Below are 25,698 nucleotides of genomic sequence, written 5' to 3'. Positions count from 1 at the left end.
AAAACATATTATGAAGCAATACATCCCATACTATCCGTATAAAGGAATGAGGTGACCTAATTTGAAGAAAAAGAAGATAATCATTCCATTAGTCATAGCAGGAAGTACGCTCGTGCTTTCATTTATTGGCTATCTGACCATTTTGTTTTTAGGACATTATGTTATAGATGAGAAGAAGCTCGTTTTTCACGCTTCCTCAAAAATCATTGATCAGAATGGAAAAGAACTCACAAGCATGTATTCGGAAAATCGGGACCCTGTGTCATTAAAGGAGGTCCCTGATAAAGTGGCGAAGGCTTTTGTTGCTGTAGAGGACAAGCGCTTTTATGAGCATCATGGAATTGATGCACAATCTATTTCAAGGGCGATTTATCGAGATATATTAGCAGGTGGAAAGGTAGAGGGCGGCAGTACGATCACCCAGCAGCTTGCCAAAAATATTTTTCTCACAAACGATAAAACGTTTCTTCGAAAAACAAAAGAAGTCATTATTGCTATTAATTTAGAAAGAGATTACTCAAAGGATAAGCTGCTTGAGATGTATTTGAATCAGCTTTACTTCGGCCACGGCGTCTATGGCATTCAAGCAGCCGCCAATTACTATTTCAGTAAAGATGTAAAAGATTTAACTGTCAGTGAGGGGGCTACGCTTGCCGCAATGCCAAAGGCACCGTCAACGTATTCGCCTGTTTTACACCCAGATAAAAATAAACAAAGACGAGATACCATCCTGAATTTAATGAATGAACAAGGATATTTGTCATCTACAGAGACAGTAGAAGCAAAAGGAAGAACATTGGGCATCCACTTGAAAAAGAAATCAGAAACACCTTGGGTGGACAGCTATGTCGATCTCATCATAAAAGAAGCAGAATCACAGTATTCGATTTCACATGAGCAATTGCTTCAAGGCGGCTATACCATTACGGTACCGATCGATATGAATTTGCAAAAAGTCGCCTATGAAGCAATGAAAAACAACCGTTATTTCCCGGGAAAAAGCGGCTCGCCAGAAAGCAGTGCAGTGTTTATTGATAATGTGTCTGGGGGAGTAAAAGCAGCCATTGGCGGACGGGAATATCAGGCAAGAGGGTACAACAGGGTAACGGCTCTGAGACAGCCTGGATCTGTTTTTAAGCCGATAGCAGTGTATGGTCCAGCGTTGCAGGAGAAAAAATTCAGACCTTATTCACTCCTTGAAGACAAAGAAAAAAGCTATGACGGCTATTCACCAAAGAATTACGATGGACAGTATGAAGGACAAGTTACGATGGTAGATGCCCTCATGAAAAGTAAAAATACAGCTGCTGTATGGACGTTAAGTCAGCTTGGCATTGACACCTCTAAATCTTATCTTGAAAAGATGGGGATTGATATTTCGGATAAAGGACTTGCCATAGCACTTGGCGGTTTAGAAAAAGGGGTTTCTCCATTGCAGATTGCTGGAGCCTTTCATACATTCGCAAATGAAGGCGTCTATAAAAAGCCTTTCTTCATTCAGAAAATCACCAATGATGAAGGAGAAACCGTTGAAAAAAATCGAAACAAGCAAGAACGAGTGTTTAGTGTGCAAAACGCTTGGAATATGACAAGAATGCTGCAGCAGGTCGTCAAAGGCGGTACAGCTCAGAGCGGTTCATATGCCGGGGATTTAGCAGGTAAAACAGGTACAACCACTTATTCGGGTGTGAAAGGTGCAACAAAAGATGCTTGGTTTGCTGGCTATACACCTAGTACAACGGGTGCGATCTGGATGGGGTATGACAAAACCGATAACAGCCATTATTTAACCGGCGGCAGTCAGTATCCAGTGCAGTTATTTAAAGATATCTTGACGACAGCCCAAATCACCAATGAAACCTTCGAGAAACCAGAGGGGATTAAAGAACTTCAATCGCCGATCCATTTAGAAGGATTGTCAGGCTTTGAAGCACGTTATGTGTTTAAAATCAAAGGGCTGTTTACATTGGAGCTGTCATGGGATGAACAGGAGGACAAACGCGTCGAGTATCGCATTTATGAAAAGAGAAATGGAAGCGAGACACTGATCGACTCAGTAACAGGAACAAACAGCTATACAATGCCGTTTGCGAATGTGTTTTCAGATGCAGAGTATAAGGTTGTTCCATACAATACTCAAACAAAAGAAGAAGGCGAAGGCAGTTCTTACGTCAAGCCAGAGACTTTTGGTCGTTAATATTCGGCGATTTTTTGAACATTGAGCCGCTTTAGTATACCGTGCCTTGAAAAAGCGGTATAGTAAAAGCAGTGTTTGAGCCTTATACAAAGAGAGTGTGAGGCGAAAGGTGGAATGAAAGGTAATGGGAAAAACGAAGGGTTTTAACGACACGTTCTTAAAGGCGTGCAAAGGGGAAAAAACAGACCATGTACCTGTTTGGTATATGAGACAGGCAGGACGCTCACAGCCTGAATATCGTGCCCTCAAAGAAAAATACGGGCTATTTGAAATTACGCATCAGCCAGAGCTATGTGCTTATGTAACAAGACTTCCTGTAGAACAATATGGTGTAGATGCCGCTATTTTATATAAAGATATTATGACCCCGCTTCCAGCGATTGGAGTGGACGTTGAAATTAAAAATGGGATTGGACCTGTGATTGATTCACCTATTCGGACAAAGGCGGATATTGACCGTCTTGGCGAGCTTCATCCTGAAGAAGACCTGCCATATGTGCTTGATACGATCAAGCTGTTAACGAAGGAGCAGCTGAATGTGCCGCTTATTGGTTTTGCAGGCGCCCCTTTTACGATGGCAAGCTACATGATAGAAGGCGGTCCATCTAAAAATTATCATAAAACGAAGGCGCTCATGTACAGTGAGCCAGAGACATGGATGCTGCTAATGAACAAATTAGCTGATATGACGATCACGTACATACGGGCACAGGTGAAAGCGGGAGTTCGTGCATTTCAAATCTTCGACTCTTGGGTTGGCGCTTTAAATGCAGCGGATTACCGGACATTTATAAAGCCGGTCATGCAGCGTATTTTCACAGAGCTGAAGTCTGAAAATGTACCAATGATCATGTACGGAGTTGGTGCAAGTCATCTAGCGAAAGATTGGCATGACCTGCCGCTTGATGTCGTTGGACTTGATTGGCGTATGAGTGTAGACGAAGCGCGTAAAGAAGGGTTAACCAAAACATTACAAGGAAACCTTGATCCAACGATTTTACTTTCTCCTTGGGAAGTAATTGAAGAAAGAGCAAAAGACATTTTAGATCAAGGGATGAAATCAGATCACTTCATCTTTAACCTAGGTCATGGGGTATTTCCTGATGTTTCACCAGAAACGTTAAAGAAGCTGACAGATTTTATTCACGACTACTCAGCTAAACATAAAAAAACATCCATTTAAACTATTTCAAATGATCAGAAGGAGTGTTGGTTGTGGAGAAAAAGAAAATGGGGCTTCTTGTTATGGCATATGGCACCCCATATAAAGAAGAAGACATTGAACGTTACTATACACATATTCGCAGAGGCAGAAAGCCGGAGCCAGAGATGCTGCAAGATTTAAAGGATCGTTATAAGGCCATCGGTGGTATTTCTCCTTTATCAAAAATTACAGAGCAGCAAGCAAACGGTTTGTGTGAACATTTGAATCATATCCAGGACGAGATTGAATTTCATGTGTACATTGGTTTAAAACATATCGAGCCTTTCATTGAGGATGCGGTTGCTGACATGCACAAGGATGGCATCACAGAAGCTGTAAGTATTGTCCTCGCGCCGCACTTTTCCACATTTAGTGTGAAATCGTATAACAAACGTGCCCAAGATGAGGCAGATAAGCTGGGTAATCTGAAAATCACTTCTGTTGAAAGCTGGTATGATGAGCCGAAGTTTGTAGATTATTGGGTCAAACAAGTGAAAGATACGTATGCATCCATGAGTCAAGAAGAACGAGAATCAGCCGTGCTGATTGTGTCTGCACACAGCCTTCCTGAAAAAATCATTGCAGCAGGAGACCCATACCCTGATCAGCTCGCGCAATCTGCCAAAATGATTGCTGAAGGTGCAGGGATTGAGCATTATGAAATTGGCTGGCAAAGTGAAGGCAATACGCCTGATCCATGGCTTGGACCAGATGTGCAAGATTTAACGCGTGACCTGTTTGAACAAAAAGGCTATAAAACGTTCGTATACGTGCCTGTTGGATTTGTCGCTGATCATCTTGAAGTGTTATACGACAACGATTATGAATGTAAAGTTGTAACAGATGAAATTGGCGCAGCCTACTATCGTCCCGAAATGCCAAATGCGAAACCGGCATTTATTGATGCACTAGCAGCAGTCGTATTAAAGAAGCTTAACGAAAGCAAGTAATCATATAAAAGAAGGCGATCCTATGCATGACAATCAAAAACACCTTGTCATCATTGGCGGCGGCATCACTGGTTTGGCTGCCGCCTTCTATTTGGAAAAGGAAGTCGAAGAAAAAGGTCTTCCTATCCAAATATCACTTATCGAAGCGAGTCCTAGGCTAGGTGGAAAAATACAAACCTTATATAAAGATGGCTATATCATTGAACGTGGACCTGATTCATTTTTAGAAAGAAAGGTCAGTGGACCGCAGCTGGCAAAGGATGTCGGTCTAGCCGATCAGCTCGTCAATAATGAAACAGGCCAAGCGTATGTACTAGTCAATGAAACCCTTCATCCAATGCCAAAGGGAGCTGTTATGGGGATTCCAACTCAAATCAGCCCTTTCATTACAACTGGGCTTTTTTCAGTTGCAGGAAAAGCAAGAGCAGCGATGGATTTCATTTTGCCAAAAAGCAAACAAACAGAGGATCAGTCACTGGGAGAATTTTTTAGAAGACGCGTGGGTGATGAAGTGGTGGAGAATCTAATTGAGCCGCTTTTATCAGGCATTTACGCAGGTGATATTGACCGTCTGAGCTTAATGTCCACCTTCCCGCAGTTCTATCAAACAGAACAAAAGCATCGCAGTTTGATTCTTGGCATGAAAAAATCACAGCAGCACGCGAAAGCGCAGCAAGTGACAGCGAAAAAGCAAGGGCAGTTCCAGACCATCAATCAAGGGCTGCAAGCACTTGTTGAAGCGGTAGAAAGTAAACTCAAGCTGACGACGATTTACAAAGGGACAAAAGTGACCAAGATTGAAAAAACAGATGGAGGCTATGGCGTTCAATTAGACAGCGGCCAAACGCTTTATGCAGATTCAGCCATTGTCACAACCCCTCATCAATCAATCTATTCAATGTTTCCAAAAGAAGCAGGACTTGAGTACCTGCATGAGATGACATCTACCTCTGTTGCAACAGTGGCTCTCGGTTTTAAAGAAGAGGATGTCCACAATGAATATGATGGTACCGGTTTTGTCATCTCAAGAAATAGTGATTTCTCCATTACAGCCTGTACGTGGACAAATAAGAAATGGCCACACACAGCACCTAAAGGAAAAACATTGCTGCGTGCATATGTTGGGAAAGCTGGCGATGAATCAATTGTCGAGCAGTCAGATCATCAAATTGTCAGCATCGTGCTGGAAGATTTGAAGAAAATCATGGATATTAAAGCAGATCCAGAGCTGACGACAGTGACTCGCTGGAAGACGAGCATGCCGCAATATCATGTGGGGCATCAAAAAAAGATTTCTCAAATGCGAGAAACGTTTAAGCAATCATATCCTGGTATTTATATCACAGGTGCTGCTTTCGAAGGTGTTGGAATCCCTGATTGTATTGATCAAGGAAAAGCGGCCATCTCAGAAGCTGTATCTTATCTATTTTCATAAAAATGAACTCCCTTTTCTGTCATGGAAAGGGAGTTTTTCATGTTCGTATGTTTCGAAAAGAGTGGTGAATAATAAAATGTAACAAAGTTGTTGCATCTGAGGAAAGGGATGTGGTATATTACTTTCTGTACTTAATGACCAAAACGTTCAAATAGTCATTTTGGGAGTGAGATCATGAGTGTTGATAGGAGACAAATGATTTTAGATGGAGCCACAAAGGCGTTTACTCAATTTGGGTATAAAGCCACGACAATGGACCTTGTAGCAAAGCTTGCCAACGTCGGAAAAGGAACGATTTATACCTTTTTCAAAAACAAAGAAGAGCTGTTTGATGAAATTTTCACATCACTGTTGATGGAGATGAGGAAAATTGCGGACGAAGCGATAGATGAGAAGAATACGTTCTCTGAAAACCTTCACTTAGCACTCTTTGCAATATTAGAATTTAGAAAAAACCATCAGCTCACAATTAAAATCTTTCAGGAAAATGCGGAGCTTGGCACGTCAGCGGTCAAAGAAATGATAGAAAAAATGGAGCAGATGATCATTCGCTATATTAAAACAAAAGTAAAAGAAGCGATTGAAAAAGGCGACATTAAGCCCTGTGATCCTGAATTGACGGCATTTGTGATGGTGAAACTATATATTGCACTTATTTTTGATTGGGAAAAGCGATACGAGCCTTTAACAAAAGAAGAGGTAGCCGAATCGCTCGAGCTTTATGTACTCAAAGGACTGTCTGCAACAACGTAATTTTTTTTGAGTTCAAATGACCAAATTGCCAATTTAGTCATTCATCAATGGGAGGAAAACAGCAATGAATTTAATTCGGAATCAATGGAAAGACATTGTGACGAGCAAAAAACTACTGATCCCGATTTTAGCTGTCTTATTTATTCCACTGATTTATAGTGGTGTATTTTTAAAAGCTTACTGGGATCCATATGGTACAGTTGATCAATTACCTGTAGCGGTTGTCAACTTGGATGAAGGCAGTCATTATGACGGCAAAACCCTTCAAGTGGGCGATGATTTAGTGAAGGAATTGAAGAAGAACAATAGTTTTAAATGGCACTTTGTCGATAGTGAAGAAAAGGCCATCAAGGGCTTAAATAACGAGGACTATTACCTCGTCGTTGAAATTCCGAAAGATTTCTCGAAAAACGCGAGTACAGTGCTAGACAAACATCCAAAAAAATCGAATCTGAAATATTATACGAATCCAGGTGCAAACTATGCTGCGTCACAAATTGCGAATAATGCCATTATCAAATTAAAAGATTCGGTTTCAAAGGAAGTCACAGAAAATTATGCAGAGGTCATCTTTGATAACTTCAAAACGATTGCAAAAGGGTTAGATCAAGCAAGCGATGGGGCGAAGAAAATTGATGACGGAACAAAAAGTGCAAAAGATGGCAGTAAAAAGTTAAAAGACAATTTGGCGAAATTGGCAGAAGGAACGTTAACCTATAGTGAAGGTGTTCATCAGTTCGCAGGAAAAATGGGTGAGCTGAACACTGGAATTCAATCTCTTGACAGCGGTCTTGGTCAGCTCTTAACAGGCTATCAAACGATCGATCAGAAATTTGGAGAACTTGGTACAGGAATTGATACATTGACCGAAGGGTTAAACACAAGCCTTGAAGGACATCAGCAGCTTGCTTCTAAAATGCCGCAATTCACAGCAGGCATTGAACAGCTCAATCATAAAGCACAGTCATTTTCAGAAAAAATTGCAGCCGTCGAAAAAGTATTATCTTCACCAGAATTAGCGAATCTTGAAAAGATGGCGCCTAAGATAGACCAGGTGAAAAAAGACGCAAAAACATTGAATACCAAACTTGCTTCTTTAAACGAAGCGTTATCAAATCGAGATGCAAAAGTAAAAAGCATTATTCAAAACAGCTCGATGACAGATGAAGAGAAAAAGGCAGCAATGGATCAGCTCGAAAGCCTTCCTAAGATCGAACTACCTGACCTGTCTGGACTTGAACAAAGCTTAGCGGCCTTGCAGGAACTGCCTGACGCAAGCGAAATTCAATCTGCGGTTGCTTCGGCAAAAGCACAGCTGCAGCAAGTCAAGCAGCTACCAAACAAAACAGAACAGCTGTACACATCGACAGTTGCGATACAAAACGCCATTGATCAAATGACGTCTGGTACGAATCAATTGTATCAAGGGGCACTGAAGCTTCAAACCGGTCAAGGGCAATTACAAGAAGGTCTGCAAACTGCAAATGGCAAGCTTGATACAGCGAAAAGCGGTGCAGATAAGCTTGCAAATGGATCAAGCCAGCTTAGCGCAGCTTTAAATAAGCTGGAAAGTGGATCGGAGAGTATCCAAAGCAACTCATCTAAGCTTGCTGAGGGCTCAAAATCCCTTGATAAAGGATTGGGTGACTTAAAGAGCGGGACAGGGAAGCTGTCCGATAAATTAAAAAGTGCAGCAGATGAAACAGGAGAAATTGATGCGGGTCAGGACAATTACAATATGATTGCCAGCCCCGTTAAAACAGAGAATGATACAGCGAAAAAGATTGATAATTATGGAACAGGGCTCACGCCTTATATTTTATCTATGGGACTCTTTGTAGGGGCTCTCATGCTGACCGTTGTATTCCCAATGAAAGACCCTGCTGGACGCCCTAGAAATGCGTTTGAATGGTTTGTCAGCAAATATAGTGTGCTCCTGCTCGTTGGTATCTTACAGGCCGTGATTGCAAGCTCCATGCTCATCTTTGGACTTGGACTTGAGGTGGAAAGCCTCTGGCGCTTCTATCTCTTTGCCATTATTGTGAGTCTGACGTTCCTAGCGATCATTCAGCTTCTGGCGACAACAATGGGGAACCCAGGTCGCTTCATCGCTGTTATTATCTTGGTTCTTCAGCTTGCAGCAAGTGCGGGTACATTCCCGATTGAGCTTGTACCAAAATTCTTCCAAGTCATTCATAGTTTGCTTCCAATGACATATACAATCAATGGATTTAGAACGATCATTGCAAGCGGTAATGACAGCTATTTATGGCACCAAGCAGCGATCCTTGGAACAGTTGCCATCGTCATGATGGCCGCAACAACAGCATACTTTGCTTGGAACATCAGAAAAATGAAACAAGAAGAAGCTTAATCAAGGAATCCTTTCTCTTCATCGAGAAAGGATTTTTCTATGAGAAATTAGACATCAGGAACCCGAAACGATATATTTTAAGTAGAGATGCTGAAAAAGGCATGCTTGGAAGGAATGACTTGCAGACAAAGGAGGAAATGCCGAATGACAACTGAAGTAAATGAAACGATTCAACTCATTCAAAAGCTCGTATCGATCCCAAGTCCATCAGGAAATACAGAAAAGGTGATCGGCTTTGTTGAACGTTTTTTACAAGATTTAAAGATCGAAACAAAGCGAAATCGAAAAGGTGGATTAATTGCCACAATTAAAGGGACGGATGACCAGGAGCATCGCATGCTGACAGCACATGTCGATACGCTTGGTGCGATGGTAAAGGAAATTAAATCAAATGGCCGGCTGCGTCTTGCACTCATTGGAGGCTTTCAATATAACTCAATAGAAGGCGAGTATTGTGAAATTGAAACAGCATCAGGCCGTACATACACAGGAACCATTCTCATGCATCAAACGTCAGTTCACGTATACGAAGATGCTGGAAAAGCGAAACGAAATCAAGAAAATATGGAGATTCGCCTAGATGAAAAGGTGAAAAATGCAGACGAAGTCAAAGCACTTGGCATTCAAGTAGGAGACTTTATCTCGTTTGATCCTAGAGTGGAAGTGACACCTTCAGGCTTTATTAAATCAAGACATCTGGATGATAAGGCAAGTGTGGCATTATTGCTGCGATTAATTCACCGCATTCAAACAGAAAACATCACACTGCCGCATACGACGCACTTCTTAATTTCAAATAATGAAGAAATCGGCTACGGTGGAAATTCGAATATTCCTGAAGAAACGGTAGAATATATGGCTGTTGATATGGGAGCCATCGGTGATGGTCAATCAACCGATGAATACAGTGTATCAATTTGTGTGAAGGATTCAAGCGGCCCCTATCATTATGGTTTGCGCAAGCATTTAGCAGCATTAGCTGAAGCCAATGAAATTGATTACCGACTTGATATTTACCCTTATTATGGCTCTGATGCGTCAGCGGCGATTAGAGCAGGGCATGATATCATTCATGGACTGATTGGACCTGGCATTGACGCTTCACATGCGTTTGAAAGAACACATGAAGATTCACTGATTCATACAGCCAATCTCCTGTACCACTATGTTCAATCGAAATTAATCACAGCATAAAAAAAGAACCCCGATAGCAGGGGTTCTTTTTCATTAGCTTGATAGTTGTGTTGGCTGAGGAACATCTTGTCCAGTCATCACACGATGTCCTTTTTCAGGGTCATATTGCCCTTCCCACTTAGACATCACGACAGCTGCAAGTGCATTACCTGTTAAGTTAACAACAGTTCTGGCCATATCCATGATACGGTCAACACCTGCAATAAATGCTAAGCCTTCAGCAGGTACACCGATCGTTCCCAGTGTTGCAAGTAATACAACAAATGAAGTACCAGGAACGGCAGCCATTCCTTTAGATGTGACCATCAGCACAAGAACAAGAGTGAGCTGCTGGACGATGGTGAGATCAATGCCATATACCTGTGCAAGGAAAAGCGCAGCGATGGCTTGATACAAGACGGAACCGTCCAGGTTAAACGTATAACCAATTGGAATAACGAAAGAGACAATTCCTTTTGGACACCCGATGCGCTCCATTTTATCCATCACTCTCGGTAAAACTGTTTCAGAGCTGGATGTACTAAAGGCGAGAAGGACTTCGTCTTTCATGTAAGCAAGAAATCTGAAAATATTGACGCCAATCATCTTTCCAATAATTCCGAATACAACAATAAGGAAAAGTGCGAGCGCAAAATAAACAAGACCTACGAGCTTACCTAATGAAATAAGCGATTCAAGACCAAATTTTGATACTGTCACACCAATAAGCGCAAATACACCAAATGGTGCAGCTTTCATCACAACATTGACGACATGGAACATCGCATGTGATACACCTTCAAAGAAGGCGAGCACTGGTTTGCCGCGTTCACCAATAGCTGAAACGCCTAGTGCAAATAACACAGTGAAGAAAATAATCGCAAGCAAATCACCTTCCCCTAAGGATTGGAAGAAGTTCGTCGGAACGATATGAAGGAACGTATCAGCAACTGATTTACTGCTTTGTTCTTTTTCCGTTTCAACATACTGGCTAATATCTTGTTTTTCCGTATGTCCAAAGTCAACGCCTGCACCCGGTTGAACGAAGTTAGCAAGCACAAGACCAAGGATGATCGCAAATGTTGTGATAATTTCAAAATAAAGAATGGTTCTAAAACCAAGTTTCCCTACTTTTTTACCATCACCGGCACCTGCAACACCTAAAATCAAGCTAGATACGACAATCGGAATGACAATCATCTTAATGAGTCGTAAGAAGAAGTCTCCAATTGGTTTTAAATACGTCTCAACACCCGGGTTACCGAAAAAGATCGCACCAACCACGACACCGAGAATCAGACCGATTAGGATTTGAGTAGCTAATCCAAATTTTAATTTTTTCATAGATTTCCTCCCTAACATATTCATTAAAGGAATATTACCATTATATTAAGTTTTAATATACGAATTAAAGTATAACTAAAATTAAAGAGGTTCGTCCACGATTAAATTATATTTGGAAAATACAAAATTATTTGAAAAAATGGACACTTCGAACCTCCTTTGTTGTTTTGAGTCAATAAAAAGTGACTTACGAACTAAAAGTCATCATATAAAAATACTAAAAACCCCTTGTATATCAGGGGTTTTACCTTTTTACCTATTTTTCAGAAAAAATAAAAAGCACTTTTGCCTCCAACTGACGACGGAGGAAAAAAGTGCTTTTTTATTGAAGTTATTTCCTTATTTAAGATAACTTACTTGTGAGCATTCCTCACATTCATTACCGTAACACTCGTGCTGTTCCATTAAATCATTTCCACATTTTGTGCATTTTTTTGAAGGCAAATTTCTAAAAAACTCAGTGATTTTCCCTAGCATTTGTCATCCTCCAATACATTTTGTTGCTATCATTGTATTATAACAGATTTATAATTGTCAATCTGTTTTGTAACAATAGGCAAGAAGAATGCTTTTTCCATGAAAAATGGGTATATTGTAAGAAGGGGATTTTTAGAAAAGGAGGGAAAAATGACGATGAAATTAACGGTGATTGGTTGCTATGGAGGGTTTCCGGCAGCTGGTGAAGCAACATCAGGTTATCTGTTGGAATCAGATGGTTTTCGTCTGCTTGTCGACTGCGGGAGCGGTGTTCTGTCAAAGCTTCAGCAATACATTGATATAGAAGAACTTGATGCTGTTCTCCTTTCTCATTATCATCACGATCATATTGCAGATATCGGACCTCTCCAATATGCGAAATTAGTGGGGTATCATTTAGGAAAAAGCAGCGGCCTGCTTCCGATCTATGGACATACTGGTGACCAAGAAGCATTTCAGCGGCTCTCGGATGATGTACATACAAAGGCAAAACCTTATCATCCGGAAAAGGGGATTCAAATTGGCCCATTTCACATTGATTTTTTGAAAACGGTTCATCCGGCAGAATGCTATGCGATGAGAATTCAAGCAGATGGTGCTGTGGTGGTGTATACAGCGGACTCAAGCTATCAAGATGCATTTATCCCTTTTAGTCAGGATGCCGATCTACTCATTGCCGAAAGCAACTTTTATGCAGGACAAGACGGATCAGGTGCAGGCCATATGAACAGCACTGAAGTAGGGAAGGTGGCCAGTGAAGCAAATGTGGGGGAACTCATCATCACTCACCTGCCTCATTTCGGGCGGCATAAAGACCTAGTCAATGAAGCACATGCGTTATATACTGGCAGTATACAGCTTGCCTATTCAGGGCTTAGATGGAACAAGGAAGGAAGATAGAGATGCTGTTTATCGATAACGAACAACATTATGATCCAATGATTAATTTAGCAATTGAAGAGTATTGCTTAAAATATTTAGATCCAGAAGAAACGTATTTGCTGTTTTACATCAACCAGCCGTCCATTATTATTGGCAAGAACCAAAATACAATAGAAGAAATTAATACAAAATATGTAGAAGAGAATGGAATCAAAGTTGTTCGCCGTCTATCTGGCGGTGGTGCAGTTTACCATGACAAAGGAAACTTAAACTTCAGCTTTATCACAAAAGACGATGGGGACAGCTTTCATAACTTTAAGAAATTCACGGAGCCAGTCATCAAAGCGCTTGAAAAGCTAGGAGTCAAAGCTGAATTAAGCGGCAGAAATGACATCATGGCAGAAGGACGTAAAATTTCTGGAAATGCTCAATTCGCAACGCGGGGCCGTATTTTCAGTCATGGCACCCTGCTATTTGATTCAGAAATTGAGCATGTCGTTTCTGCATTAAATGTGAAAAAAGAAAAGATTGAATCTAAAGGGATTAAGTCCATTAGGAGCAGAGTCGCCAATATTAGTGATTTGATGGATCAAAAGATGACAACAGAAGAATTTAGAAACATTCTTTTAAGCTACATTTTTGATACGAATGGGGACGTGCCTCAATATAAGTTGACAGAAAAGGATTGGGAAAAGATTCATGAGATTTCTCGGGATCGATATCAAAAATGGGAATGGAACTATGGCCGTTCTCCGAAGTTTAATTTGCAGCATTCAAAACGTTTCCCAGCTGGCTCTATTGATCTTCGATTAGAGGTGAAAAAAGGCATCATTCAGGACTGCAAAATCTTTGGTGACTTCTTTGGTGTGGGCGATATAGCCGATATAGAACAAAGACTGATCGGAAAACAATATGATCGGAAAACAATTAGTGATGTATTAGAAGATATGGATATGCGCCATTATTTCGGCAACGTATCGAAGGAAGACTTTCTTGATTTGATTTACTAAGCGGAAAGCACGGCTTGAGATAGCTGTGCTTTTTTAACGAAAAGAAATGAGAGCGTTTTACATTTGATCTTGTGAATGTTTTCGATTGTCTATTATAATAGAAAGGAGGAATGTTTGGCCTCAAAATGAATGGCTATTCATTCATTGACGATGCATAAGGGGTGGGAGAATGGATTTGATCAAAAATCTTGAGCAGACTGCGATGACCAAGGGCGAAAATGTGGCACTGATTTTTGAAGGAAACAAGTGGACCTATCGAGAACTCATGACAAGTATCGAGCGTTTTGCAGATGGTTTAGTTAGCGAAGGGTTTCAAGCTGGAGATCATATTGCGCTGATTTTAGGAAATTCACCACATTTTGTTATTTCATTTTTTGGAGCATTAAAGGCAGGGCTTGTTGTTGTACCCGTCAATCCAACATATACGCCAAGTGAAATCGGATATATGCTGATCACAGGTGATGTAAAAGGCATTGTCGCACCGGATCAGCTTCTGCCGGTGTACGAGCAGGTGTATGAACAGCTTCCGTCCATTGAACGAGTGATTATTTGTGCAGAAAATGAATTTGTGTGCAGATCAAGTTTAAAAGAAGTATCTGATCGCCTTGTCTTCTTTGGAAAGCTTGTGTCTGGAGATGCGCCAGAAGCTGAACATCCTACCAGACAATCTGACGATACGGCGGTTATTTTATTTACATCTGGCACTACAGGAAAACCAAAGGGTGCGATGCTCACGCATTTGAACCTGTATTCAAATGCAAGGGATATTGCTGAGTACCTATCGATTGATGAAAAGGACAAGGTCATTGCTGCTCTGCCGATGTTCCATGTATTTTGTTTAACAGTCTGTATGAATGCACCGTTGATTCATGGTGCGGCTATTTATGTTCTGCCGCATTTCAGCCCATCAGAGCTTTTACGCATGATGGAGAAAGAAAAACCAACACTATTTGTTGGTGTCCCAACCATGTATAACTATTTATATCACCAAGACGGCCACGATGAAGCGATGAAATCAGTGAGAATTTGTATATCAGGCGGTGCCTCGATGCCTGTTGCTTTACTTCACGGTTTTGAGAAAAAATTCGGTGTCACGGTGCTGGAGGGCTATGGATTATCAGAGGCCTCCCCAGTGACTGCATTCAATCCCCTTGACGGAAAAAGAAAACCAGGATCGGTCGGGACAGATATTATGAATGTGAAGAATAAGATCGTGAATGAACTTGGAGAGGAAGTCGGTCCGAATGAAGTCGGAGAACTCATTGCAAAAGGGCCAAACATTATGAAAGGCTATTATCAAATGCCAGAAGATACAGAGGCAGTACTGAGGGACGGCTGGCTGTATACAGGAGATTTGGCGAGAAGAGATGAAGACGGATATATTTATATTGTTGATCGAAAAAAGGATATGATTCTTGTTGGCGGGTATAATGTTTACCCAAGAGAAGTAGAAGAAGTGCTATATCAACATGAAGCTGTAGCAGAAGCCGTTGTCATCGGTGTGCCAGATCCAAACACAGGAGAGGCTGTCGTCTGTTACATTTCCCCTAAGAAACATGCTCACATCAATCATGATGACATCATCACTCATTGTTCACGCTATTTGGCGAAGTATAAGCAGCCCCAAACGATCCATTTCATAGATGATATTCCTAAAAACACGACTGGCAAAATTTTAAGAAGAGCGCTAAAAGACAAGTACCAAGCAGAAGCAAGTAAGTAAAAAAAGGGAGTCTCTTATGAAGAGGCTCCTTTTTGAATCGCTTCGTGTATTTGTTTCCGAAAGGAATTTGACTGTTTTGGATTTAATTCATAATATGTGCCATCCACTAAAAACACGACTTGAGATCGATTGGTCCATAGCTGAAAAGTAGTGCCATTTGTTCGTCCGAACATCACCTTGGCGATATAATCTGGCTTTTTTAAATTCTTCTTAAGATGATTGCTCGTTTGTTTACCTTTGTTTAATTGTTCGATGACATCTTCAGCTGTATCTTTATCATCAATTTCATAAGAAATAGACTGGTTCGTCGGTGAAAGCAATAATTTCTCTGCTCGATTCTCATCGAAGATTTCACTTGTCCGGCTGAACACATAAAAGAAGGTGATCAGTAAAAGTCCAAAGATCACAATTCCTGCAAGGATTTTCTTCATGATGAACCTCCAACTCACTGTTTTACCGTTAGTTTCTCCGATTTTTGAGAAGCATAATCATTTTTTTCGCTCGAGCTTTTTCAGATGGGGCATGCTATGATGGAGCCACATGAGACAGGTTCTAAACAAAAATGTACATGATTAGAATAAGTAGAGAAATGGAAAGGAGGCTGACCAGTGCGAGTACGTAAATGGATAGCTCTTGCAACGGTAGCATACATAGTGTACGGTCTTTTTATTTATTCTTATTTGTTTCTAATGGGGGATTCATCTGTTCCTGACAGTGTGAAAGGGACAAGTGCAGACCCGCATACATTTATGACAAGTCATGAGCTTGTGATCAGTGAGAGTTACTCGAACATCCGTCATCTGCTATACTTTATGACCATCCCATTGGATTGGTATGTCTTTTTCCTTTTGCTTATTTCTGGGTTTTCACGGAAATTAGCAGATTGGAGCTTGGCAGCAGCTCGTTTTCAATTTTTAAGCCAACTTGTTTATGTTTTTATACTGTCGCTTTTGACGATGCTGGTTACACTGCCTTTCAAGTGGATTAGCTATCAGCTTTCCTTGCACTACGGTGTATCTGCTCAAAGCACAGCAAGCTGGTTAAAAGACCAAACACTGGATTTCTGGATTCAATATCCGCTTCTTGTTCTATGTACGGTCGTGTTCTTTTGGCTCATTCAAAAGAGAAGGAAGTTATGGTGGCTGTATGCCTGGTGTTTGACAGTACCAGTCACACTTTTTCTTTTTTTTATACAGCCGGTCGTCATTGACCCCCTATATAACGATTTTTATCCATTAAAGGATCAAGCGCTTGAGAAAAAGATCTTAACCCTTGCAGAAAAAGCGCATATCCCCGCAGATCATGTATATGAAGTCAATATGTCGGAGAAAACAAACACGATGAACGCTTATGTAACAGGAATTGGTGAAAATAAGCGGATTGTCTTATGGGACACGACACTTCAAAAGCTAAAAGACCGTGAAATTTTATTTATTATGGCACATGAAATGGGACATTACGTCATGAAGCATGTTTATATCGGCCTAGCAGGATATTTGGTGCTGTCACTGGCCGGATTATTTGCCATTGACCGTCTTTATTTTTACCTTTATCAAAGGGGAGCTGCTCTATTTCGTCTGAAGGGGCCCTATGACGTCGCTACTCTTCCGCTTCTTTTGGTCATTGTCTCCATGCTGTCATTTGCAGCTTCTCCGTTTACAAATGCTGTGTCGAGGCATCAAGAACGGGCTGCTGATGAATATGCCGTGAACCTGACAAAGGATGGGGAGGCGGGGGTGACGTCGTTTCAAAAGCTTGCAAAATCAGGGCTGTCCCAAGTCAATCCGCCGCTTTTAGTGAAAATATTTCGCTATGGACATCCAACGATGATGGAGAGAATCATCGATATGGAAAAGGCAGCAAAAAAAGAGGAAACGTCAAAAAAGCAATAAACAAATAACATCCGGCTGATCCAGCCGGATGTTTTGATCATACTTTTTTAGTTAGCAGCCGCTTGAACGTTAATTAATCCCTTTCCGTAATAGAACGAGCTACCAAGCGGAGTGGCTGTATTTTCTAAACGCTGGCGCACCTGCGTATTTGTTAGGTTCGGGTGCTTAGACAGAATAAGCGCTGCTGCTCCTGCTACATGAGGAGAAGCCATAGATGTCCCGGTATAAGATGCATATCCACTGCTTGGTACTGTACTTAAAATGGACGTACCAGGTGCAGAAACATCTAATTCAGGACCTGCACTAGAAGATGAGTTTCTTACATTGTTGCTGTTCACATTAGCAACGGCAATCGTAGAATCATATTTTGCTGGATAGCCAACGGTGCTTGTAGAGCCACTGGAACCTGAATTTCCTGCTGCGGCAACAACCACCACTCCGCGATTATTTGCTGTATCTACAGCATTTTTAAGCGCTGTGGAACCACTTGGTCCGCCTAAACTCATATTGATCACATCCATATTATTGGCAACAGCCCATTCAATACCGCTAATAATCCAGCTGTATTGTCCATCGCCGTTACGGTCTAACACTTTAACGGCATACAAGGAGGCACTTGGTGCGACACCAAGAACACCAATTGTGTTATCAAGGGCAGCAATGGTTCCTGCTACGTGAGTTCCGTGTGATTGAAAATCTTGGGTGGCATTTGGCTCTGAAGGGACGAAGCTTGCACCGCCTGCAACATTTAAGTCAGGGTGTGCAGCGTGGATACCAGTATCAAGGACAGCTACTTTCACATTAGCACCTTTATAACCTTGAGCGTGTACTGCTGGAGCTTTGATTTGAGGGATACCATAAGGGACGGTTTGTGCATATGCTTCTGCTTTGTAGTCTTCTTCTACATAATCAATGCTAGGGTCATGTTCAAGTTTTTTTGCGGCTTGTTCGGACATTTTTACTTGTGCAGCATTAATGAGGCGATATTGCTTTTCTAATGTCCCACCATTTTGAGTGACCGCTTGTTTTTTAGAGCTGTTTGTGGTGGCAGAAGCTTTGAAGCCAACAATATAGCTTTTTTCACTTTCTGACTTTGAGGCCGTTTCGGCATTTGCCATAGAGCCTCCAAACCCTGCTGAAAACAGAAGAGGGACAGCCAATAAAACACTTGTCATCACATTTTTCTTTTTCACGCACATTCCACATCCCTTTTTTCTTATTTCAGAATAATCATCTATAGTCTATAAGAATGACCCGTTTGATTATTCTGTATTTTCAGTTTAAGGGAGATAGGCAAATAAGAGTAGGCCTGAATTTTTGTGAAAGTCCTAGCGAAAAATAGGGAATTAAGTCGCTTGGAAATTATGGTAAATTATGTTTATTCTATATTTTCGGCGATTTTCTATTAAAAAGGAATCGTGCTTTTTTGCTTATGATCGATTTGTGGATAAACATTCGATACCCGAAATGCCATAAAATAGGTAGAAAAGGCTAGCATCTATTTCGAATTTCGATATAAAAAAATATTATTTGATCATTGTTTCTGACAACAAAAAAACCTGCTTGGAGAGCAGGTTTCTTAAGAAGGAGCAGATTGTGTTAAATGGCTGACCACGTTGTAATCGCGCACCTTCCATTTTCCATCTTTCCATTCCACATAATTTAAGCAGGCATTCTCAAGTCGTGTATCTTGTAGACCCATATGTTCATCAGCAAGAGTGGAGAGTAGGGCATGAATGGCAGCACCGTGAGCCACGATCAGCACATGTTGATCTGGATAGGCTGCTCTGACCTTTTCAATCCCTTCTACCATTCGATCTTGCATCGCTTCTAACGATTCCATATTTGGATACTGTTTATCGGGAAACAGTTTCTGACGTTCCTCAAACGACATGCCTTCAGCGTCACCGTAATCACGTTCAATAAAATCGTCCATGATAACGAGCGGTGCATGTACATGCTGTAAAATCAACTGCGCTGTTTCTTTTGCCCTTGATAAGGGACTGGAAATGACAACATCCCAGTGAACATCTTTTAAGTAAAGGCCGGTTTGTTCCGCCTGCCATTTACCAGTATCATTTAAAGGGATATCTGTTCGTCCTTGAATACGTTTCGCTGCATTCCAATCGGTTTCACCGTGTCTGACTAGGCAAATTGCTGTCAATCAAATCCCGCCTTTTCTATCTTTTCTTCTATTATACTAAAACAAGAAGAAAAATGACTGGATCAGCGATTTGTCAGGCTTGTTAAAGATTCGACGGAACTTGCCACTTGGGACACTGTTTGTTTCACTTCTTTTAATTCGTTCAGGAACGTTTGCAGATCTATTTCGATTTTTCCGTTTTGGTTTTTGCTTAGGTTCATGCTGCTCACGATATCATCGAAGAGAGAGTTGATTTGGGTCATTTTTTCTTTACTGTCTGTTACAAGTAAATTCACGTCAGCGATATGCTGGGACACAATAGCGATTTGTGAATTTGTGTTGTTGACGAGCTCTGATACAGTAGAAACCGTTTTCTTAGTGTCTTCTGATAATTTTCGAACTTCGTTTGCAACGACAGCAAAGCCTTTGCCATGCTCACCTGCACGTGCAGATTCAATTGAGGCATTTAAAGATAGTAAATTCGTTTGCTCTGCAATGCCTGTGACAATCCCAAAAATTTGTTCGATTTGTTTCGCAATTTCTTCTAAGCGTTTAATCTCTGTTTCAATCTTTGTCATGCTGCCATCAATTTGATTCATTTGGGTTTGCTGAATTTCTAACTCTTTTTTACCGCCAATTGATTTTTCTTCGACCTGTGCTGAAATTTTCGTTCCAGCCTGTGACATATCCGCCATCTCATCAGATTTTGATACAAGTTTGTCCACAGCATTTGTTGTGTTTGAGAAGAGGGAAGCAAGCGAATTAGAGGTTTCTGTAATTTTTGTATGAAGCTCTTTTTGCTGTTTTTCTGCTTCATCACGAATTTTAGAATACTCATTTTGGAACGTATCTAGGACAAGCTGCTGCTCTAAATTTAAAATTTTCGTCGTCGCTTTGACTGCCGTCTGATATTCTTTGAAATCTTGGATATGCTGAGCGAATAAATCCATAATCGAGAGCAAGAGGTCTTGGAATGCTGCCATATACCATTTAGGCTGAAGCCCAATTCGCAAATGAACTTGTGCGATTTTAATTCTTTTGGCTACATAGGATTCGTCAATCACACCGGCAAACATTTCACTGATATGAATGCGGAGTGTTTTTTTCAGACGTTCGACTGAGCTGTTATCTTGAATGATGTGCATCAAGGAAGACTCAACCTCTAAGTTTTTATAAAATTTATCGACGATATGTTCAATATCATCTTGAACAATCGGATTTAGCTGTTTCAGAATAAAAAGGTCTTGCTGAGTCAAATCAATCATTTTAATCTGTTTGGCAATGTCCGTATTCTCCGAAAAATCGATTCGTTTTATCCCATCATCCTGTTGTGTGAAAAAAGCAGTCTTTTTCGTTTTACTCTCTTTTTTAAATAACAATGTGTTAGTCCCCCCATAATGATCACAAATATCAGACTTTATGTTTTTTATCGGATAATATTGGCTTTTTTAAAGGGGAAACCAGTGAAATTTTACTGTTCTTTATATGACCTTTTTAGTGGTTTCTTCGCTGGACCTTCTACTACTTCTCCAGTAATGGAGAAACGGGACCCGTGACAAGGGCAGTCCCATGTCCGGTCACTATTATTCCAAGCGACTTCACAGCCTAGATGAGTACATGTTGTATCGACAAGAAAGACATTGCCATCCTCTGACTTAAAGGCGCCGCATTTTTTATGTTGATCAAACACAATCCCGCCTTCGCCTGGTTTTAAATCATCAATGGTTTGATCCGGTCGCTTGAATTTACCGCTGATCAGCTTCGCCGCAACATTGGTGTTTTCTTTGATAAAGTCTTTGAAGAATGGGTCAGAAAGAAGTCTTGATGGTGTAAAGATGGATTCGTAAGGATTTGATTTTCCCTCAATCAAATCTCCAATAAGTGTTGCTGCGACATGGCTGGTCGTCATGCCCCATTTTCTAAAGCCTGTCGCAACAAAAATATTGCTATGGTGTTTCGTCAAGTGGCCAATATAAGGCATGTGATCCATCGTGACCATATCGTGTGTTGACCAGCGATAAAGAACTTTTTCTATACCAAGGGTGGCGTCTCCGAACTTTTCTAGTGCTTCATAGTGAGCGGATTCATCTCCGCCTTGCCCGGTTTTATGCCCTTCTCCTCCGATGAGCACGACGTCTTCTCCGTGGAATTTTGCCTTTCTTAATGAATGGGCAGGCTGGTCAATTCCTAAGTACATGCCGTCTGGAAGCGGTTTGGTTGTTTTGGCTGCGACGACATAAGATTGCTCGGGATGGATTCGGGTGAAATAAAGTCCTTTGCCATCATAAAAAGGAAAATGTGAGCATGAAATGATAAATCGGCCCGTCAGATGATGGCCACTTTTTGTGATGACAGCTGGTCGTTTTCCTTCTTTTACATCGACTGCAGTTGTCTGTTCAAAAATGCGTACACCTCGGCTGACGAGCTGATCGATGAGTGCATGAAGATAATGAAGTGGATGAAATTGTGCCTGCTGCGTCATGGCAAGGGCAGCTTTTATGTCAGCATCAAAAGGGAGCTCTGTTTTCCATTCGCGGTCAATACCGAGCTGTTTATAGGCATCTAATTCCTTCTTTAACTTTTTGACACCGCCTTCTTCCGTTGTATAAAGGTAAGCATCCTTCACCTCAAGCTGACAATCAATGTCATACTTTTTCACGCGTGCTTGAATCAGCTCTTTTGCTTTCTCATTTGCCTCTACATATAAACGGGCCTTTGGCATGCCAATATGCTGAATCAGCTCATGATAGTATACATCGTGCTGGGAGGTAATTTTCGCTGTTGTATGTCCGGTCGTCCCTTGCAGCACTTGATCAGCATCTATGATGATCACATCCAGCCCTCGTTCTGTCATTTCAAATGCAGCAGCAATACCGGTAATACCAGCCCCGACAATGATCACATCTGCTGTGAGATCTTCGCTAACAGAAGGAAAAGAATCCTTCTGACCTTCGACTAACCATAACGATGTTGTCTGTTCTAATTCTTTATGTTCTTGTTCCATGTTGTCGCCTCCAGTGACTTGTTATGTATAATTTTTACACAATACTGAAAATCATACATTTGAATGGAAACAAGAGCGAAATACATAAAAAAATGGCCAACACATAAAAATAAGCGAGATAGAAGGAAGGAGTGGACTGATGTGTCAACAAAGCAGCCGAAGAAAACCTTACCGCCTCAGCACCAGAATGAACGTCCCGGTCTTGAATATAAAATGAACCCTAGACCTATTTTTGATCGAGACGTGCAGGGCAAAAAGCTAGCTGGGAAAACGGCCATTGTGACAGGCGGAGATAGTGGAATCGGCAGAGCAGTATCTGTCTTGTTTGCAAAAGAAGGAGCCAATGTAGCGATTGTTTACTTGAATGAACATCACGATGCAGAGGAGACGAAGGACTATATTGAAAAGGCGGGAGGGCGTGTCATCTTAATTCCTGGGGATTTAGGAAATGAAGCCTTTTCAGATGAGGTGGTCAAAAAAACAAAAGATGCTTTCGGTTCGATTGATATTTTGGTCAACAATGCAGGTGAACAGCATCCGCAAAAAAGTATTGAACAGATTACCTCTCACCAGCTTCTTCGGACATTTCAAACGAATATTTTTGCGATGTTCTATTTAACAAAAGCAGTGCTTCCACATTTAAAAAAAGGAAGCAGTATCATTAATACAGCATCGGTCACTGCCTATAAAGGTCATGAAACCTTGATTGATTATTCATCGACAAAAGGGGCAGTCGTGACGTTTACAAGATCTTTATCCCTATCGCTGATCAAACAAGGGATTCGAGTGAATGGGGTAGCGCCTGGGCCAATTTGGACACCGCTGATTCCATCCACATTTACGGAAAAGGAAGTTTCTGAATTTGGCGGAAATGTCCCCATGGAACGCCCTGGTGAGCCAGTAGAGCTAGCGCCGAGTTATTTATTTTTAGCGAGCGAAGACTCATCTTATATGAATGGACAAATGATACATGTCAATGGCGGAACGATATTAAATGGGTAAACAAAAAACTTGCGGTAAAGAGACAAGGTGCTGTCTCTCTGCCGCAAGTAACATCATCAAGATTGATGTAAGCAGTGTTCTGCATATTGAGCTGACAGGTCATTGAATCGCTTTTCATCACGCTGATCCAGGGCCTTATCAATCTCTTCTCTAAGGAAGGTTAAGCGCTGTTTATAAAGCGCCTCATCTAAAACCATTTGAATATAGATGTCTAAAATGGTGACGCCATTCTCTTCGGTTTTTTGGGTGTTGCGGGACTTCATGAGCTCAGCATACGTTTTTTTCTCTTTCATAAAGAATCCCCCCGATGCCTTTTTTATAGTATATGGATTGGCGGAGAAAAAATCAATAAGAATTTATAATTTTTAGACAATTTATTTTTGAGCCATATCGACACCCCTTGTCCAGTCGACAGGAGGCGATATATCTTTAAAAATGCCTTTTAGATAGATCGAAGGTACTAAAAAACACGATAAAAAGATGATTTTAAATAAATTTTGAAAAAATCCTGTCGTTTCTTATACGTTGGTGATAGATTAATAGTATCTAAAATAACCAAAAATTAACACAGGAGGAAATGAAGTGTCAGGAATTAGCGAAACACCTTTAGATTCATACGTCATTAATCAAACAACAATGGCGGTCCTTCCGATTGAAGAAGGAAAACGAGTATATTCAAAAGTGATTGAAAGAGAGACAAGCTTTTATGTTGAATTAAAGCCTCTGCACATTATAGAACGCAGCTGTAGGTTCTTTGGCTCAAGCTATGCAGGCAGAAAAGCGGGAACATATGAAGTAACAGGAATTTCCCACAAGCCTCCCATCGTGATTGACTCATCCAATCATTTGTATTTCTTCCCAACCTATTCATCCAACCGCCCCCAGTGCGGATGGATTTCCCACAAATACATTCATACCTTTCAAGAATCGTCCCTCGGAGACACGGTTGTCACTTTTACCAATGAGCAATCGGTCAAACTGGACGTCTCATATAAATCATTTGAAAGTCAGGTGCACCGCACAGCATATCTTCGAACGAAATTTCAAGACCGTCTTGATGGAGGTCTTCCTAAGAAACAAGAATTTATGCTGTATCCAAAGGAACAGCAGCTCAACCTTGTGTATGACTTTATTTTAAGAGAACTTCGTAATCGATATTAGTTCAACACCAGCGGCAGCAAGCCGCTGGACTTCTTCACCTGCCATACTTCGCACATCGTCATTTCTTTTTCATCGAAAAAACAATTGATTATCATATAAAAAATTATATAATTTAATCATGTCAATAAAAAATTATATATTTTGATGAAGGTACGAATCATTCTGGATCACATATGTCCTGTGGTCAATCTTCATGAAAAAGCATACCTCATTCAAGATGGTGAAGTAGTAGAAGAGTTAGCGATTGCCAGTAAAGGGAAACTACAATAAAGCAACAATGGAGTGAAAGAAATGTCAGAAGTGAAACATCAATTAAACCATTACATTCCGATTGCAAAAACGATTGCGCATATGTTTGGCTCTTCTTGTGAAGTGGTCATTCATGATTTGACCCAGCCGCAATCGTCCGTCATCTTTACGATCAATCATCATGTCACAGGGAGAGCGGTCGGACAATCGTTTGACCATCTAGTAAAAGAGGTGCTCTTATCGGACGAATTTGATGAAGATTACTTGGCAGGCTATGAAATAAAAACAGAAGATGCAAGAATCATTAAAGCATCTACAACACTTCTTCGTGATGACAAAGACCAGGTGATCGGGGCGCTTTGCATCAACTACGATATGAGTACAGTAAGTCATGTAAAAGAATTAATCGACAAGCTCGTCCCTGGATTAGCAAAAGAGATGCCTGCCGCATCGCCAAAGAAAAGCAAAGATACGCTGCAAAGTGTAGATGAAATTGCAGATCGTCTCATTGAGCAGATCATTTCTCATCAAAAAGGCTCATTAAAAAAGCGGCAAGAAAAAATTGAACTGATTCGTTTTATGGATGAGAAAGGCATCTTTCTCATGAAAGGGTCAGTGGATAAAGTAGCGGAGCGGTTAGGTATATCGAAGGTCACGGTTTATAGCTACTTAGACGAATTGAAGAAAATGAAAGAATCAGAGGAAACATCGTAAATCAAATCGAA

General features: G+C 41.0%; 22 protein-coding genes and 1 pseudogene. 15 read left to right on the top strand and 8 right to left on the bottom strand.

Going from position 1 to position 25,698, the window contains the following annotated elements; translation table 11 throughout:
• Positions 1-61: 61 nt before the first annotated feature.
• The 7 genes from BK049_RS03150 (at position 62) to BK049_RS03115 (ending at position 10,107) form a co-directional block, all read left to right on the top strand.
• Entirely contained in the window at positions 62-2,197 is a 2,136-nt protein-coding gene (locus BK049_RS03150; protein ID WP_071167825.1) for a transglycosylase domain-containing protein, read from the top strand.
• A 124-nt stretch (positions 2,198-2,321) separates the two neighbouring features.
• A complete protein-coding gene (hemE, locus tag BK049_RS03145; protein ID WP_008359013.1) occupies positions 2,322-3,380 on the top strand; it encodes a uroporphyrinogen decarboxylase in 1,059 nt (352 codons plus the stop codon).
• A 32-nt stretch (positions 3,381-3,412) separates the two neighbouring features.
• Positions 3,413-4,351 carry a ferrochelatase gene (gene hemH, locus BK049_RS03140; RefSeq protein WP_008359015.1) on the top strand — a complete coding sequence of 313 codons (939 nt, stop codon included), beginning with the start codon at positions 3,413-3,415 and terminating at the stop codon, positions 4,349-4,351.
• Between the two features lie 22 nt (positions 4,352-4,373).
• Positions 4,374-5,786, top strand: a complete 1,413-nt coding sequence (hemY, locus tag BK049_RS03135) for a protoporphyrinogen oxidase (protein ID WP_071167824.1) — start codon at positions 4,374-4,376, stop codon at positions 5,784-5,786.
• A gap of 174 nt (positions 5,787-5,960) precedes the next feature.
• Positions 5,961-6,539, top strand: coding sequence for a TetR/AcrR family transcriptional regulator (locus BK049_RS03130; RefSeq protein ID WP_008359019.1), 579 nt, complete (start codon positions 5,961-5,963; stop codon positions 6,537-6,539).
• A 64-nt stretch (positions 6,540-6,603) separates the two neighbouring features.
• Positions 6,604-8,913 carry a YhgE/Pip domain-containing protein gene (locus BK049_RS03125; RefSeq protein ID WP_071167823.1) on the top strand — a complete coding sequence of 770 codons (2,310 nt, stop codon included), beginning with the start codon at positions 6,604-6,606 and terminating at the stop codon, positions 8,911-8,913.
• Between the two features lie 144 nt (positions 8,914-9,057).
• Positions 9,058-10,107 (top strand): M42 family metallopeptidase, encoded by a 1,050-nt coding sequence (locus BK049_RS03115; RefSeq protein WP_071167822.1) that lies wholly within the window; start codon positions 9,058-9,060, stop codon positions 10,105-10,107.
• 33 nt (positions 10,108-10,140) lie between these two features.
• Here BK049_RS03115 and BK049_RS03110 read toward each other — a convergent pair whose 3' ends face one another.
• Positions 10,141-11,430: a glutamate/proton symporter GltT gene (locus BK049_RS03110; protein ID WP_008359027.1), complete on the bottom strand. Its 1,290-nt coding sequence runs from the start codon at positions 11,428-11,430 to the stop codon at positions 10,141-10,143.
• Positions 11,431-11,769: 339 nt separating this feature from the next.
• A complete protein-coding gene (gene yhfH, locus BK049_RS03105; RefSeq protein ID WP_008359029.1) occupies positions 11,770-11,907 on the bottom strand; it encodes a protein YhfH in 138 nt (45 codons plus the stop codon).
• A 156-nt stretch (positions 11,908-12,063) separates the two neighbouring features.
• Here yhfH and BK049_RS03100 point away from each other — a divergent pair, with 156 nt between their 5' ends.
• The 3 genes from BK049_RS03100 (at position 12,064) to BK049_RS03090 (ending at position 15,522) form a co-directional block, all read left to right on the top strand.
• Entirely contained in the window at positions 12,064-12,807 is a 744-nt protein-coding gene (locus tag BK049_RS03100) for an MBL fold metallo-hydrolase (RefSeq protein ID WP_071169179.1), read from the top strand.
• A gap of 2 nt (positions 12,808-12,809) precedes the next feature.
• Positions 12,810-13,799, top strand: a complete 990-nt coding sequence (gene lplA, locus BK049_RS03095) for a lipoate--protein ligase (protein WP_071167821.1) — start codon at positions 12,810-12,812, stop codon at positions 13,797-13,799.
• Between the two features lie 169 nt (positions 13,800-13,968).
• Positions 13,969-15,522: a fatty acid--CoA ligase family protein gene (locus BK049_RS03090; protein WP_008359035.1), complete on the top strand. Its 1,554-nt coding sequence runs from the start codon at positions 13,969-13,971 to the stop codon at positions 15,520-15,522.
• 14 nt (positions 15,523-15,536) lie between these two features.
• Here the strand turns inward: BK049_RS03090 and BK049_RS03085 are convergent, their stop codons facing one another.
• Complete coding sequence (locus tag BK049_RS03085) at positions 15,537-15,953, bottom strand: YhfM domain-containing protein (RefSeq protein WP_071167820.1); 417 nt, start codon at positions 15,951-15,953, stop codon at positions 15,537-15,539.
• A gap of 177 nt (positions 15,954-16,130) precedes the next feature.
• Here BK049_RS03085 and BK049_RS03080 point away from each other — a divergent pair, with 177 nt between their 5' ends.
• Positions 16,131-17,414 carry a M48 family metallopeptidase gene (locus tag BK049_RS03080; protein WP_008359040.1) on the top strand — a complete coding sequence of 428 codons (1,284 nt, stop codon included), beginning with the start codon at positions 16,131-16,133 and terminating at the stop codon, positions 17,412-17,414.
• A 47-nt stretch (positions 17,415-17,461) separates the two neighbouring features.
• Here the strand turns inward: BK049_RS03080 and BK049_RS03075 are convergent, their stop codons facing one another.
• The 4 genes from BK049_RS03075 to BK049_RS03060 form a co-directional block, all read right to left on the bottom strand.
• Entirely contained in the window at positions 17,462-18,607 is a 1,146-nt protein-coding gene (locus BK049_RS03075; RefSeq protein ID WP_008359041.1) for a serine alkaline protease SapB, read from the bottom strand.
• 386 nt (positions 18,608-18,993) lie between these two features.
• Complete coding sequence (locus BK049_RS03070; RefSeq protein WP_008359043.1) at positions 18,994-19,578, bottom strand: histidine phosphatase family protein; 585 nt, start codon at positions 19,576-19,578, stop codon at positions 18,994-18,996.
• 62 nt (positions 19,579-19,640) lie between these two features.
• Positions 19,641-20,987, bottom strand: coding sequence for a globin-coupled sensor protein (locus tag BK049_RS03065; RefSeq protein ID WP_406566821.1), 1,347 nt, complete (start codon positions 20,985-20,987; stop codon positions 19,641-19,643).
• A gap of 41 nt (positions 20,988-21,028) precedes the next feature.
• Positions 21,029-22,561, bottom strand: a complete 1,533-nt coding sequence (locus BK049_RS03060; protein ID WP_071167819.1) for an FAD-dependent oxidoreductase — start codon at positions 22,559-22,561, stop codon at positions 21,029-21,031.
• Positions 22,562-22,702: 141 nt separating this feature from the next.
• Between BK049_RS03060 and BK049_RS03055 the strand changes: the two genes are divergently transcribed.
• Positions 22,703-23,563 (top strand): SDR family oxidoreductase, encoded by an 861-nt coding sequence (locus BK049_RS03055; protein WP_071167818.1) that lies wholly within the window; start codon positions 22,703-22,705, stop codon positions 23,561-23,563.
• Positions 23,564-23,619: 56 nt separating this feature from the next.
• Here BK049_RS03055 and BK049_RS03050 read toward each other — a convergent pair whose 3' ends face one another.
• On the bottom strand, positions 23,620-23,856 hold the full coding sequence (locus BK049_RS03050) for an IDEAL domain-containing protein (RefSeq protein WP_008348804.1): 237 nt from the start codon (positions 23,854-23,856) through the stop codon (positions 23,620-23,622).
• Between the two features lie 289 nt (positions 23,857-24,145).
• Between BK049_RS03050 and BK049_RS03045 the strand changes: the two genes are divergently transcribed.
• From BK049_RS03045 to BK049_RS03040, 3 genes and pseudogenes are all read left to right on the top strand, one after another.
• Positions 24,146-24,724, top strand: coding sequence for a competence protein ComK (locus BK049_RS03045; RefSeq protein WP_071167817.1), 579 nt, complete (start codon positions 24,146-24,148; stop codon positions 24,722-24,724).
• A gap of 147 nt (positions 24,725-24,871) precedes the next feature.
• Positions 24,872-24,994 (top strand): annotated as a pseudogene (locus BK049_RS19260) (D-TA family PLP-dependent enzyme); the annotation flags it as partial.
• A gap of 21 nt (positions 24,995-25,015) precedes the next feature.
• On the top strand, positions 25,016-25,687 hold the full coding sequence (locus tag BK049_RS03040) for a helix-turn-helix transcriptional regulator (RefSeq protein ID WP_071167816.1): 672 nt from the start codon (positions 25,016-25,018) through the stop codon (positions 25,685-25,687).
• Positions 25,688-25,698 lie beyond the last annotated feature (11 nt).

Source organism: Bacillus xiamenensis, from assembly GCF_001857925.1.
GTDB lineage: Bacteria > Bacillota > Bacilli > Bacillales > Bacillaceae > Bacillus > Bacillus xiamenensis.
Note: the sequence above shows the minus strand (reverse complement) of the source record. Positions and strands in the feature narration are given on the sequence as shown.

Excerpts from the sequence above, each read along its gene's own strand:
- hemE (WP_008359013.1), top strand. The coding sequence starts at position 2,322 with ATGGGAAAAACGAAGGGTTTTAACGACACGTTCTTAAAGGCGTGCAAA.
- hemY (WP_071167824.1), top strand. The coding sequence starts at position 4,374 with ATGCATGACAATCAAAAACACCTTGTCATCATTGGCGGCGGCATCACT.
- BK049_RS03130 (WP_008359019.1), top strand. The coding sequence starts at position 5,961 with ATGAGTGTTGATAGGAGACAAATGATTTTAGATGGAGCCACAAAGGCG.
- BK049_RS03125 (WP_071167823.1), top strand. The coding sequence starts at position 6,604 with ATGAATTTAATTCGGAATCAATGGAAAGACATTGTGACGAGCAAAAAA.
- BK049_RS03115 (WP_071167822.1), top strand. The coding sequence starts at position 9,058 with ATGACAACTGAAGTAAATGAAACGATTCAACTCATTCAAAAGCTCGTA.
- BK049_RS03110 (WP_008359027.1), bottom strand. The coding sequence starts at position 11,430 with ATGAAAAAATTAAAATTTGGATTAGCTACTCAAATCCTAATCGGTCTG.
- yhfH (WP_008359029.1), bottom strand. The coding sequence starts at position 11,907 with ATGCTAGGGAAAATCACTGAGTTTTTTAGAAATTTGCCTTCAAAAAAA.
- BK049_RS03100 (WP_071169179.1), top strand. The coding sequence starts at position 12,064 with ATGAAATTAACGGTGATTGGTTGCTATGGAGGGTTTCCGGCAGCTGGT.
- lplA (WP_071167821.1), top strand. The coding sequence starts at position 12,810 with ATGCTGTTTATCGATAACGAACAACATTATGATCCAATGATTAATTTA.
- BK049_RS03090 (WP_008359035.1), top strand. The coding sequence starts at position 13,969 with ATGGATTTGATCAAAAATCTTGAGCAGACTGCGATGACCAAGGGCGAA.
- BK049_RS03085 (WP_071167820.1), bottom strand. The coding sequence starts at position 15,953 with ATGAAGAAAATCCTTGCAGGAATTGTGATCTTTGGACTTTTACTGATC.
- BK049_RS03060 (WP_071167819.1), bottom strand. The coding sequence starts at position 22,561 with ATGGAACAAGAACATAAAGAATTAGAACAGACAACATCGTTATGGTTA.
- BK049_RS03050 (WP_008348804.1), bottom strand. The coding sequence starts at position 23,856 with ATGAAAGAGAAAAAAACGTATGCTGAGCTCATGAAGTCCCGCAACACC.
- BK049_RS03040 (WP_071167816.1), top strand. The coding sequence starts at position 25,016 with ATGTCAGAAGTGAAACATCAATTAAACCATTACATTCCGATTGCAAAA.